Origin of the sequence: Actinoplanes sp. NPDC023936 (assembly GCF_040639325.1) — a bacterium.
In the GTDB taxonomy this organism is placed as follows: Bacteria; Actinomycetota; Actinomycetes; order Mycobacteriales; family Micromonosporaceae; genus Actinoplanes.
The window spans coordinates 1-11,918 of the sequence record NZ_JBEZZR010000026.1 but is presented as its reverse complement, the minus strand read 5'-3'; the positions used below and the strand labels follow the sequence as shown (position 1 = coordinate 11,918).

11 protein-coding genes are annotated in these 11,918 nt (G+C 71.7%); 8 read left to right on the top strand and 3 right to left on the bottom strand.

Features of this window, described 5'->3' with window-relative positions:
* The first annotated feature begins 102 nt into the window (after window positions 1–102).
* The 3 genes from AB0F72_RS28075 (at window position 103) to purU (ending at window position 3,597) form a co-directional block, all read left to right on the top strand.
* Window positions 103–807 carry a response regulator transcription factor gene (locus AB0F72_RS28075; protein ID WP_360436824.1) on the top strand — a complete coding sequence of 235 codons (705 nt, stop codon included), beginning with the start codon at window positions 103–105 and terminating at the stop codon, window positions 805–807.
* Window positions 804–2,606 carry an ATP-binding protein gene (locus tag AB0F72_RS28070; RefSeq protein WP_360436821.1) on the top strand — a complete coding sequence of 601 codons (1,803 nt, stop codon included), beginning with the start codon at window positions 804–806 and terminating at the stop codon, window positions 2,604–2,606. The genes AB0F72_RS28075 and AB0F72_RS28070 overlap by 4 nt, the downstream gene beginning before the upstream one ends.
* Window positions 2,607–2,691: 85 nt before the next feature.
* Complete coding sequence (gene purU / locus AB0F72_RS28065; RefSeq protein ID WP_360436819.1) at window positions 2,692–3,597, top strand: formyltetrahydrofolate deformylase; 906 nt, start codon at window positions 2,692–2,694, stop codon at window positions 3,595–3,597.
* A 101-nt stretch (window positions 3,598–3,698) separates the two neighbouring features.
* On the opposite strand, the gene AB0F72_RS28060 is transcribed toward purU, so the two are convergent.
* On the bottom strand, window positions 3,699–4,271 hold the full coding sequence (locus AB0F72_RS28060) for a TetR family transcriptional regulator (RefSeq protein ID WP_360436816.1): 573 nt from the start codon (window positions 4,269–4,271) through the stop codon (window positions 3,699–3,701).
* A gap of 121 nt (window positions 4,272–4,392) precedes the next feature.
* On the opposite strand from AB0F72_RS28060, the gene AB0F72_RS28055 reads away from it, so the two are divergent.
* Both AB0F72_RS28055 and AB0F72_RS28050 read left to right on the top strand, forming a co-directional pair.
* A complete protein-coding gene (locus AB0F72_RS28055) occupies window positions 4,393–5,505 on the top strand; it encodes an S-(hydroxymethyl)mycothiol dehydrogenase (RefSeq protein WP_360436813.1) in 1,113 nt (370 codons plus the stop codon).
* Entirely contained in the window at window positions 5,502–6,113 is a 612-nt protein-coding gene (locus AB0F72_RS28050; RefSeq protein ID WP_360436809.1) for an MBL fold metallo-hydrolase, read from the top strand. Before AB0F72_RS28055 ends, AB0F72_RS28050 begins: the two co-directional genes overlap by 4 nt.
* Window positions 6,114–6,279: 166 nt before the next feature.
* On the opposite strand, the gene AB0F72_RS28045 is transcribed toward AB0F72_RS28050, so the two are convergent.
* Window positions 6,280–7,671, bottom strand: coding sequence for an FAD-dependent oxidoreductase (locus AB0F72_RS28045; RefSeq protein WP_360436806.1), 1,392 nt, complete (start codon window positions 7,669–7,671; stop codon window positions 6,280–6,282).
* 74 nt (window positions 7,672–7,745) lie between these two features.
* On the opposite strand from AB0F72_RS28045, the gene AB0F72_RS28040 reads away from it, so the two are divergent.
* Window positions 7,746–8,399 carry a TetR/AcrR family transcriptional regulator gene (locus AB0F72_RS28040; protein ID WP_360436803.1) on the top strand — a complete coding sequence of 218 codons (654 nt, stop codon included), beginning with the start codon at window positions 7,746–7,748 and terminating at the stop codon, window positions 8,397–8,399.
* Between the two features lie 454 nt (window positions 8,400–8,853).
* On the opposite strand, the gene AB0F72_RS28035 is transcribed toward AB0F72_RS28040, so the two are convergent.
* Window positions 8,854–9,702, bottom strand: a complete 849-nt coding sequence (locus tag AB0F72_RS28035; RefSeq protein WP_360436800.1) for a MurR/RpiR family transcriptional regulator — start codon at window positions 9,700–9,702, stop codon at window positions 8,854–8,856.
* 72 nt (window positions 9,703–9,774) lie between these two features.
* Between AB0F72_RS28035 and AB0F72_RS28030 the strand changes: the two genes are divergently transcribed.
* Window positions 9,775–10,785 carry an ornithine cyclodeaminase family protein gene (locus AB0F72_RS28030; RefSeq protein WP_360436797.1) on the top strand — a complete coding sequence of 337 codons (1,011 nt, stop codon included), beginning with the start codon at window positions 9,775–9,777 and terminating at the stop codon, window positions 10,783–10,785.
* A gap of 229 nt (window positions 10,786–11,014) precedes the next feature.
* Window positions 11,015–11,918, top strand: a 904-nt coding sequence (locus AB0F72_RS28025) for an aromatic amino acid lyase (protein ID WP_360436794.1), incomplete at its 3' end; no start/stop codon positions are given.

Genomic DNA, 11,918 nt, shown 5'->3' with positions numbered 1-11,918 from the left:
ACCTGTGCGGTTCCGGCCCGGATCCGGACCCGCACCGCAAAGCCGGACGGTTCTTCATCGGAACCTGACATTTCTTGGGCTTCGCCGGAGGGCTGAGCCACAATGCGAGCCGTGACAGCCCGCATTCTCGTTGCCGACGACGATCCGAAGCATGCCCAGCTGATCCGCCTCTATCTGGAGCGGGAGGGGCACCAGGTGCTCACGGTCGGTGATGGGCGGGCGGCGCTGGAGCAGGCCCGGGCGCGCCGGCCCGACCTGATCGTGCTGGACGTGATGATGCCGCTCGTCGACGGCCTGGACGTGTGCCGGATCCTGCGCGCGGACCCGGACGCGGCGATGTCCGACATGGCGATCGTGATGGTGACCGCCCGGTCCGCGGAGAACGACATGCTGCTCGGCCTCGACATCGGCGCCGACGACTACCTGAGCAAGCCGGTCAGCCCGCGCGAGCTGACCGCGCGGATCCGGGCGCTGCTGCGCCGCACCCGCGGCGGCGGCGACGCCGAGGTCCTGCGGGTCGGCGGCCTCGAGGTGGACGGGCCGCGCTTCGAGGTACGTGTCGACGGCGCCCCGATCCGGCTGACCGCCAAGGAGTTCGGCATCCTGGAGCTGCTCGCCCGCGAGCCCGGCCGGGTGTTCACCCGTGCGCAGATCCTGGACAAGACGTTCGGCTTCGAGAACGACGTGTCGGACCGTACCGTCGACGCCCACGTGGTCAACCTGCGCCGCAAGATCGAGAAAGACCCGGCGGAGCCGCGGTACGTGCAGACCGTCTACGGCCGTGGCTACCGGATGGCCGAGCAGTGAGCTTCCGGCTCCGGATCTTCCTGCTGGTGCTGGTCGTGGCGGTCTCCGCGATCGGCGCCACCGCCTACCTGACGATCAGCCTGACCTACCGCGAGGCGGCTCGCGTCGACGCGGCCCAGGACCGGCACGAGGCGGCGATCGTCGACGCGATCCGCGGGTTCGGCATCCGGAACGGCCAGTGGGCCGGCATCGACGGCGTGGTGCGCGAGCTCTCCGCCACGACCGGTCTGCACATCCGGGTGGAGACCCCGGACCGGCTCGTGGTGCTCACCGACTCGGACACCCTGGCGAAGCGGAAAGCCGGGCCGGTGCAGCTGCTCTCCCGTCAGATCGAGCCGGCCCCCGACCTGGACCGGCTGATCCTCGCGGCCGCCGACCAGCTGTCGATGGCCGCGGCCCTGTCCGCTCCGCCCAGGATCGATCCGACAGCGACGACGAGGCCGGACGACCCGCTCCGGCAGCGGATCGAAGCGGCGCGGCGGCCGGACGCGCCCCCGGCGATGCCGGCACTCCCGGAGAGCCTGTTCGGGCCGATCCCGCGCGGCGCGCCCGACGCGCAGGCGCTGTACCAGCTCGCCCAGTACCGGGCCGCCCTGACCACGGTGCGGTGCCGGGCCGAGCGGGCCGCCCGGTCGCCGGCGCTGGCCCTGACCACCTCGCCCTACCTGGACGCCGCGCAGCTCGCCGGGGAGTCGTCGTGCGTCACGTCCGCGAACAGCCAGGTCCTCGCCGACCGGCAGTGGCTGTCGCGCCGGTGGGCGGAGCTGTCGGGCTGCCGGCTCGCGATGGCCGCTTTCGACGAGTGCCTGACGAACGAGTTCGCGCAGGGGGCGCTGGGCTTCTCGGCCGTACCCGTGGAGGTCTTCTTCGGCGCTCCGGAGAGCCCGGAGATCGGCGAGCTGAGCCGGCCGGCGGGCTACGCGGTGGCCGGCGTGATCGTGGTGGCCGCGCTCGGGACGGCCTGGATCGCCCGCCGGGTGAGCCGCCCGGTGCGCCTGCTGACCGGCGCGTCGCTGCAGCTGGCCGCGGGCCGGCTGGACGTGCGGGTGCCGCACGGCAAGGTGGCCGACGAGCTGGCCGCGCTCTCCGCCTCGTTCAACTCGATGGCCGAGGCGCTGCAGCGCAGCGAGGAACGCCAGCGCCGGCTCATCGCCGACGTCGCCCACGAGCTGCGCACGCCGCTGTCCAACCTGCGCGGCTACCTGGAAGGCCTGGCCGACGGGGTGATCGAGCCGAGCCCCGAGCTGTTCGCCTCGCTGCACGAGGAGACCCTGCTGCAGCGGCGCATCCTCGACGACCTGCAGGTGCTGGCGCTCGCCGAGGCCGGCGACCTGGACTACGCGCCGGCGCCGGCCGACCTGTCCGAGCTGACCGAGGCGGCGGCGACCGCGCACCGGGCGGTGGCCGCGAGCGCCGGCGTCGAGCTCGTCGTGGACGCCCCGGAACCGGTCGTGGTGCACGCCGACCCGGACCGCACCCGCCAGGTGATCGGCAACCTGCTGAGCAACGCGATCCGGTACACCGACGCCGGCGGGCGGGTGGAGATGCGGGTGCGGCGGGATGCGCAGGGCGCGATTCTGACGGTACGCGACACCGGCGTCGGCATGAGCCCGGCGGAGGTCGCCCGCGTCTTCGACCGGTTCTGGCGGGCCGACCCGGCCCGGCAGCGCGCGACCGGCGGCTCCGGGCTGGGTCTGACGATCGCCCACCGGATCGTCGCCGACCAGGGCGGCACGCTCGCCGCGGAAAGCGCGCCGGGACTGGGGACGACGTTCACCGTGCGGCTGCCGCCGTTGTGAGACGCGGGCACCCCGCCGTCACCCGCCCGCGGCCACCGGGCACGATCTTGTCGGACCCAGGAAACACCGGAAGGACCTGACGATCGTGTCTCTGACCCAGCACGCTCCCGCGCTGCCCACGCCCGTGCCCGCCGTCGCCGACCAGGCCGTCCTGATCGTGCACGGCAAGGACCGGACCGGGATCGTCGCGGCGATCAGCGCGGTGCTCGGCAAGCACGAGGCCAACATCGTGCAGCTCGACCAGCACTCGGACAACCCGCACGGCGGCGCCTTCTTCCAGCGGACCGTGTTCAGCCGGCCCGGCCTGAAGGCGGCCCTGCCGGCGATCGAGCGGGACCTGCGGGAGCGGCTCGCCGACGGATTCGACCTGGAGTACACGCTGCGGGATCTGTCCGTACCCAAGCGGGTGGCGATCTTCGCTTCGAAGGACGGGCACTGCCTGCTCGACCTGCTGTGGCGGCACCGCCGGGGCGATCTGCCGATCAACGTGTCGATGGTGATCTCGAACCACCCGGACATGGCCGACGAGGTGCGCTCGTTCGGCATCCCGTTCTTCCACGTGCCGTCGCAGGGGCCGGACAAGTCGGCCGCCGAGGCCCAGCACCTGCGGCTGCTCGCCGGCAACGTCGACTTCATCATCCTGGCCCGTTACATGCAGATCCTCTCCGGTGACTTCATCGAGCGGGTCGGCGTCCCGATCATCAACATCCACCACAGCTTCCTGCCGGCGTTCATCGGCGCCGGGCCGTACGCGAAGGCGAAGCAGCGCGGCGTGAAGCTGGTCGGCGCGACGGCCCACTACGTGACCGAGGACCTGGACGAGGGCCCGATCATCGAGCAGGACGTGGTCCGGGTGAACCACTCGCACACCGTCGCCGAGCTGCAGCGGCACGGCGCGGACGTGGAGCGGGCCGTGCTGTCGCGGGCGGTCCACTGGCACGCCGAGGACCGCGTGATCCGGCACGGCAACCACACGATCGTCTTCCCGTAGCGGGCTCGGCCGGGGCTTCTCGTGGCGCGCTCGGCCGGGGGTTTTCTCGTGCGCTCAGCCGGGGGTTTTCGCGTGCGCTCAGCCGGGGGTTTTTCGTGCGCTCAGCCGGGGAGCAGCGCGGCGATCATCACGCGCAGCGGCTCGGCGAGCTGGTCCTGGTCGGCGGCGGCGAGCGGCTGCAGCGCCGCCGATCGCAGGATCAGCACGCCGAGCGCCGCGGAGAGCACGACCTGGGCATTGAGCAGGATCCGCGGGTCGTCGGAGTCGCTGCCGGCGGCCGTCGCAAGACGCCGTGAGATCGATTCCAGGGTCTCCCGGCGGATCCGCTCGGCGGTCTCGTCGCCCGAGGTGCGGAGCAGGAGCAGCAGCTGGTTCGGCTCCTTGGTGTGCGGCCCGGCCAGTTTCTCGGCGAGCTGCCGGGGCGGGTCGGTGAGCGGCAGGTTCTCGAAGACGCTCTGCTTGAGGTCGTCGACGGTGCCGCGCAGGCAGGCCCGGAACAGCCCCTCCTTGGACTCGAAGTACCGGCTGATCAGCGCCACGTTCACCCCCGCGTCGGACGCGATGTCGCGCACCGAGGTGGACGTGTAGCCGTCCGCCGCGAACCTCCGGCGCGCGGCGTCGAGCAACGCCTTCCGGGTGGCGGCCGCGTCCCGGCGGCGCACGGGTGTCGTCATGCGTTCATCCTAACGATCACGAACCATGACGTAAACAATTGTTGACTTACCCGCCTCCCTCCCCGGCCGCCGCACTGTGGCAGGCTGTGACGCACCGATGAAAGAAGGGAACCTCGCACCCATGCAGCAGGTGAAAGCGGTCATCGCACGGGCCAAGGGCGCGCCGGTCGAGCTCGTCACGATCAACGTTCCGGATCCCGGCCCCGGTGAGGCCGTTGTGAAGATCCAGTCGTGCGGGGTGTGCCACACCGACCTGCACTATCGCGAGGGCGGCATCAACGACGAGTTCCCGTTCCTGCTCGGTCACGAGGCGGCCGGTGTGGTGGAGTCGGTGGGCGCCGGTGTGACGGGTGTGGCGCCGGGCGACTTCGTGGTGCTGAACTGGCGTGCCGTCTGCGGCGAGTGCCGGGCGTGCAAGCGTGGTGACCTGCAGTACTGCTTCAACACGCACAACGCGAAGCAGAAGATGACCCTGGAGGACGGCACCGAGCTGTCGCCGGCCCTGGGGATCGGCGCGTTCGCGGAGAAGACGCTCGTCGCCGCGGGTCAGTGCACGAAGGTGGACCCGGAGGCCCGGCCGGCCGCGGTGGGCCTGCTCGGCTGCGGTGTGATGGCCGGCATCGGCGCCGCGATCAACACCGGCGGGGTGACCCGCGGCAAGTCGGTCGCCGTGATCGGCTGCGGCGGTGTGGGTGTCGCGGCGGTGGCCGGCGCGGCCCTGGCGGGCGCTTCACCGATCATCGCGGTGGACATCGACCCGGCGAAGCTGGAGGCGGCCCGCAAGCTGGGCGCCACGCACGTCGTCGACTCGTCCAGGACCGATCCGGTCGAGGAGATCAAGCGGATCTCGGCGTCGGTGTATCCGGGCGCGGACGGCGCCGACGTGGTGATCGAGGCGGTGGGCCGCCCGGAGACGTGGAAGCAGGCGTTCTACGCCCGTGACCTGGCCGGTGTCCTGGTGCTCGTCGGTGTGCCGACGCCGGACATGAAGGTGCCGGACCTGCCGCTGATCGACGTATTCGGCCGGGGCGGCGCGCTCAAGTCGTCGTGGTACGGCGACTGCCTGCCGTCGCGGGACTTCCCGATGCTGGTGAACCTGTACCGGCAGGGTCGTCTCGACCTGGACGCGTTCGTCACCGAGGAGGTCGGCATCGAGGACGTGGAGGCCGCGTTCGCCAAGATGCACGGGCACTCCGGCGAGGCCCCGGTGCTGCGTTCGGTGGTCGTCCTGTGAGCACCCGGGTCGATCACGCCGTCGTCGCCGGCACGTTCAGCCTCGACGGGCAGACCTACGACGTCGACAACAACATCTGGGTGGTCGGCGACGACAACGACTGCGTGGTGATCGACGCCCCGCACGACGTCGACGCGATCCTCACCGTGGTCGGCGGCCGCAAGATCGTGGCGATCGTCTGCACGCACGCGCACGACGACCACGTCCGGGTCGCGCCCGCCCTGCGGGAGCGCACCGGCGCGCCGATCTTCCTGCACCCGGCGGACCGGCCGCTGTGGGAGCTCACCCACGGCACCGACGAGGTGTGGGACGCGGACCTCACCGACGGCGCGGAGATCGCGGTCGGCGGCACCACGCTGACCGTGCTGCACACGCCGGGTCACGCGCCGGGCGCTGTCTGCCTGTACGCGCCGGCGCTGGGCTGCGTCTTCACCGGGGACACGCTGTTCCAGGGCGGGCCGGGCGCGACCGGGCGGTCGTACTCGGACGCGGACCTGATCGTCGACTCGATCAAGGCGAAGCTGCTCACCCTGCCGGGGGAGACGGTGGTGCACACCGGCCACGGCGACGACACCACGATCGCCGCGGAGCGCGACGGCCTGGCCTGACCCGCCGCGCGGCGCCGCTGACCCGCTCGCTGCCACCGCCCCCGCGCCTGCCGGCGCCGGTCTCTCTACCGCGATCTTGGCGATTTTCACAAAGGCCGGGCCCAAATCGCCAAGATCGCGGCGGAGAGCGGGGCGCGCAGGGCGCGCGGGAGGCGGAAGCGCGGGGTCAGCTGTCGAAGCCGAAGCCGACCGCGTCCATCGCCTTCAGCCACAGGTTGCGGCGTCCGCCGTTGGCGTCGGCGTGGGCGAGTGACCGCCGGGTCAGCTCCACCCCCGCCCAGCGCACCGGCTCCGGCGGGAACGGCAGCGGCTTGGACCGCACCATCCGCGTCCGGGTGCGAGCCGTGCGGACGCCGGACAGCAGGTCCAGCATCACGTCCGCGCCGAACCGGGTGGCCGCGACGCCGAGACCGGTGTACCCGGCCGCATAGGCGACCCGGCCGCCGTACGCTGATCCGAAGAACGCCGAGAACCGCGTGCAGGTGTCGATCGCCCCGCCCCACGCGTGGCTGAACCGGAGCCCGGCGAGCTGCGGGAACGTGTCGAAGAAGTGGTCCGCCAGGCGGTGGTAGGTCTCCTGCCGGTGCTCGTGCGACGGGTCGAGCTTGCCGCCGAAGTGGTAGATCGCGTCGTAGCCGCCCCAGAGGATGCGGTTGTCGGCGGTCTGCCGGAAGTAGTGGAACTGGTTGCCGGAGTCGGACAGCCCCTGCCGGTTGTGCCAGCCGATCGACTCCATCTGCGCGGCGGAGAGCGGCTCGGTCATCAGCGCGTAGTCGTACACCGGAATGGTGTAGAGGCGGGTGCGCTTGACCAGCGACGGGAAGACGTTGGTGCCGAGCGCGACGTGCCGGGCGCGGACCCGGCCGAGCGGCGTGCGCACCGCCATGCCGGCGCCGTCGCGGGCCAGTTCGGTGGCGAACGTGCCCTCGAAGATGCGCACGCCGAGCCGCTCGGCGACCTCCGCCAGGCCCCACGCCAGTTTCGCCGGGTTGACCATCGCGGTGCCACGCTTGTCGTACGCCCCGGCCAGGAACCGTGGCGACGCGACCTCGGCCTGCACCGCCTCGTGGTCCAGGAACTCGACGCCGACGCCGTGGCCCTGTGCCAGCTCGACGCCCTGGCGCAGCGCCTCGACCTCGTGCGGCGCGGTGGCCACGTCCAGGGCGCCGGTGCGCTCCCACTCGCAGTCGATGCCGTACCGGTGGATGGTGTCCTCGATGCCCTGGAGGTTCTCCAGGCCGAGCCGTTCCAGTTCGGCGATCTCCTCCGGCCAGCGGCTGTACCCGTTCGCGAAGCCGTGGGTGAGGCTCGCCGCCACGAATCCGCCGTTGCGCCCGGACGCCGCGTGCCCGATCCGGCCGCCCTCGATCAGGACGACGTCACGCTCGGGGTTCCGCTCCTTCGCGATGATCGCGGTCCACAACCCGGTGTAGCCGCCACCGACGACGACGAGGTCCGTGGAGAGCTCGCCGGTGAGCGGTCCGCGCACGGCGGGCCGTCCGGGGTCCGCCAGCCAATAGGTGGAGTAACTCACGTCGCTCAATGACTGCCGGTTCATGGGTTGCACCTCGGTGCGGAGTTGGGGCGAGCACTAACATTGGTCGGTTGCCCGAGCCGGAGACTGGAGAGAAATTGCGAGCCCGAGTCGCGCTGACCCCGGAGCTGATCGTTGACGCGGCGAGCCGGCTGGCGGAGAACGCCGGCGCTGACGCGCTCAGCATCCGGGCCCTCGGTAAGGAACTGGGGGTGGACCCGACGGCGGTCTACCGGCACTTCCGGGACCGTGATCAGATCGTCCTGGAGGTCGCCGACCGCCTGCTCAGCGGCATCGTCGACGGTCTCCCGGCGGACCTGGAGTGGCGCGCCCGGCTGGAGTGGCTGGCGCAGGAGGTGGTCCGGTCGTTCGTGGCGCATCCGGCGATCGCCCCGATCCTGGCCCTGCGGACGACCCGCCGCCAGGGCGAGTTCCGCCTGGCCGAGGCGATTCTCGGAGCGCTCCGCGAGGCGGGCCTCTCCGACGAGCGGGCGGCCGTGCAGCACCGCGTCTTCGACGACACCGTGATGTCCTACGCCGCGATGATCAGCGCGTACACCGCGATGGACGAGTCGAGCCGGGAGGGCGACGAGTCGGCGTGGTCCCGCGAGTACCGCGCGCTGCCGGTCCGCCGTTACCCCAATATCGCCGCCGTCGCGCAGCACTTCTCCGGCATCGAGGACGAAACGGTCCTCCAGGAGCTGGTGAGCGCCCTCCTCGACCGCGTCGAGAAGCTCGCCGCCACCGAGTAAGCCCTGCTCGTGGCCCGCGTCACCGAGCCCGCCGGTTCTTCCCCGGTCCGCCGCGCGCATGGCGTGGGCCGCAGCCGAGCCGGCTGGCTCGCACTCACCGACCACGACGCCGGAAGGCATGGGACACCCCGTTCTCCAGCCGCGCCGATCGCGGCCGCCCACTAAGCATCGCAGTTGTCAGCGGTGTTGACAACACCCTTTAACCAGGACCTTCAACCCCACACCCCGGTACGGGCTACGCGCTAGCACCGAGCCAGGATCGGCGTGACCGCCCCGTGGCACTGGGGCAGCAGGGCGGCCATCCCACCCCGTCCGGGTCCGCACCGGCAGGAACGCGCGGTCGGCGGCCGCCGGAAACACCAGCCCCGAACGCCGGCTCCGCAGCCCGGGATGCCCGTCAGGGGCGGTCAGCCCGCCATAGCCCGTCGCGGGCGGTCGGCCCCGGGATCGCCCGTCAGGGGTGGTGGATCCAGTCGTCGACCAGGGACTCGTGTGCCTCCAGGCGCTCCTGGGTCCGCTGCGGATCGGTGGCGGCGATCGCGTCCAGCAGACTGATCGACAGCACCACCGCGGCGGCGTGCGAGTCGAAGACCAGGCCGGTCGCGACCGGGGCGGCCAGAAGCACGTCGGCCTCGTGCGCGAACGGGGCGAGCGCGGTGTCGGCGACCACGACCGTGGACATGCCGAGGCGGCGGGACAGCCGGAGGGCGGCGACCGTGGCGGCCGGGTACCGGGGCATCGCGAAGATCAGCAGCGCGGTCGCGTTCTGCCGGCTCAGCTGCAGCACGGTGTCGGACACGGTGGCGCCGTTCGTGCACACCTCCACGGACGGCAGGATCCGCCGCGCGAAGTATCCGAAATAGTCTGCCAAAGCGGCGGAGGCGCGCAGCCCGATCACCCCGAGCGGCGTGGAGTCCGCGAGAAGGCGTACCGCGTCGGTCATGGCGTCCGCAGTGACCACCCGGCGCAGGCCGGCAAGGTTCTCCCGTTCCTGCTCGATCGCCGTGGTGCCGGCGTCGTGGCGCTCGGGCGCCCGCTGCGACGGAACCCCGGAGATCACCGCCTCGCGCAGCGCGGCCCGGAACTCGCCGAAGCCGGCGAACCCGAGCGCCGTGGCCAGCCGGGTCACGGTCGGCTGGCTGACGCCTGTCAGGTCGGCGATCTCGATCGTGGACAGGAACGCCACCTCCGGGAACATCCCGAGCATCCGCTGCACGATCTGCCGCTGGGTGGGGGAAAGGCGGTGCTGCTGGGCGAGGTGCACCAGCCAGTCCTCGGGCGCCCGACCCTCATCAGCAGCCATGACTGAATATCTTAAAACACAAATCCGATAGGATGTATGTGTTGATTCAGCGTGTCGAGAGGACGCCTCACCGTGACCGATATCTGGCTGCGTTTCCTCAACGGCGCCGACATCGACGCGCTGAACATCACGGACACCGAGGTGATCGATGCCGTCGAGTCCGTGGTGGACGCCCACGGTCGTGGCCGCACCGTCTTCGAGCCCCGCACCCACCTCGTCCCGGACAACGGCGGCGCCGGCCACTTCAACATCCTGCGCGGCCACGTCTCCACCCTCGGCGAGCGCGGTCTGAGCGGCGTCAAGATCGTGGGGGACTTCGTCCCCAACTATCGGTACGGGCTACCCAGCGAGCTGGCCATGCTGACCCTGCTCGACCCGCACACCGGCGTGCCCAGGGCCATCCTGGACGCCACGCTGATCACCGAGGTCCGCACCGGAGCGATGACAGCGGTCGGCGCCAAGCATCTGGCCCGCCCGGACGCGAAGATCCTCGGCCACGTCGGCGCGCGCGGCACCGCCTTCGCGAACGTGACGATGCTGGACAACCTCTTCGACCTGGACGAGATCCGGGTGACCAGCCGCCGCCCCGAGTCGCGGGAGGCGTTCGCGGCCCGGCTACGCGAGGTCACCACCACCCCGGTCCGCGCGGTGGACACCGCCGACGAGGCCTACGAGAACGCCGACATCCTGGTGGAGGCGTCCCGCTTGGAGACGCCGCAGCCCCTGCTGCGCACCGCTGCGGTGAAGCCCGGCGCGTTCGTGGTCCCGTACGGGACGATCAGCGCGGTCGAACTCGACCTGCTCGACGTGATGGACAAGGTGGTCGTCGACGACTGGCGCGAGTCGCGGTCCGGCCGGTTCGGCGCGCTGCGCGCCCACGTCGACACCGGCCGGCTCAGCGAGGCGACGCTGCACGCCGAGCTCGGCGAGATCGTCAGCGGCCGGAAGCCGGGCCGCGAGCGCCCGGACGAGCGGATCCTGTTCTGGCACCGCGGTTTGTCGATCCTCGACGTGGCGCTCGGCCAGCTGATCCTGACGCGCGCCGAAGCCACCGACACCGGCACGATGCTGAAGTATCGATGACCGCCAAAATCCCATCACGTGTTGACGCCGCATCACCTGTTGACGCCGCATCACGTGTTGACGCCGCGTCAAGTGTTGATTTGGCGCCGCATGTTGACGTGACGTCGCATGTTGACGTGACGTCAAGTAGAGATGTGGCGTCAAGTAGAGATGTGGCGTCAATGTTGACGGGGCGTCCAGTGGTGAGCGGGCGTCCAGTGTTGACGTGCCGCCGGGAATTAGCGGATCAATGATCGAGAACCGTCTCATCAGCGCGCCGGAGGATCTCGATCCCGACGTGATCGCCGCCGTCGCCGGTGGAACCGCCCGCATTGACCTTGCCCCCGAACTACTCATCGCTCTCGCCGCCAACCGCGCCGCCGTCCTCGCCGCTCTCGACGGGGACCAGCCGGTCTACGGGGTCAACACCGGCATGGGCGCGCTCGCCGGCGTGCGGCTCGACGCCGACGCCCGGGCTCGTCACCAGAACACCCTGATGGCGGGGCGCTCCGTCGGCTCGGCGCCGTGGTTGAGCCGGACGCGGGCGCGAGCGCTTCTCGCCGTACGCCTGCGGGATCTTCTGCATCCGGCCGCCGGCGCCTCGCCGGAGCTGTGCTCGCACCTGGCCGCGCTGCTCACCGCCGACGTGATCCCGGCGATCCCGGCCCGCGGCTCCGGAGCCGCCGGCGAGATCATCCCACTCGCCCACGCCGGCGCCGCCCTGATCGGCATCGGACAGGTGCTCGACGAGGCGGGACAGGCCGTCGACGCCGGCCCGGCGTTGGATGCCGCCGGGCTGCGACCGTATTCGTTCAGCGCGAAGGAGGGCGTCGCGTTCCTCGAGGGCGTGCCCGGCCTGACTGGACTGGCGGTGCTGGCCGCCCGCGCGGCACGCACGCTGATCGACCAGGTCACGGCCGTCGTGGCGGCCGAGCACGCGGTGGCCCGCGCGAGCCGTGACCCGTGGCACCCGGCGTTCGCGGCGGCGGACCCGGAACTGCGTGCCGTCCTCGACAACCTGCGCGCGCCCAGTAGCCAGCGGCCGACGGGGTCATCCCACGATCCGGCCGCGTCGCACGGGCCGGCCGCGTCGCACGGGCCGGCCGCGTCGCACGGGCCGGCCGCGTCGCACGGGCCGGCCGCGTCGCACTGGC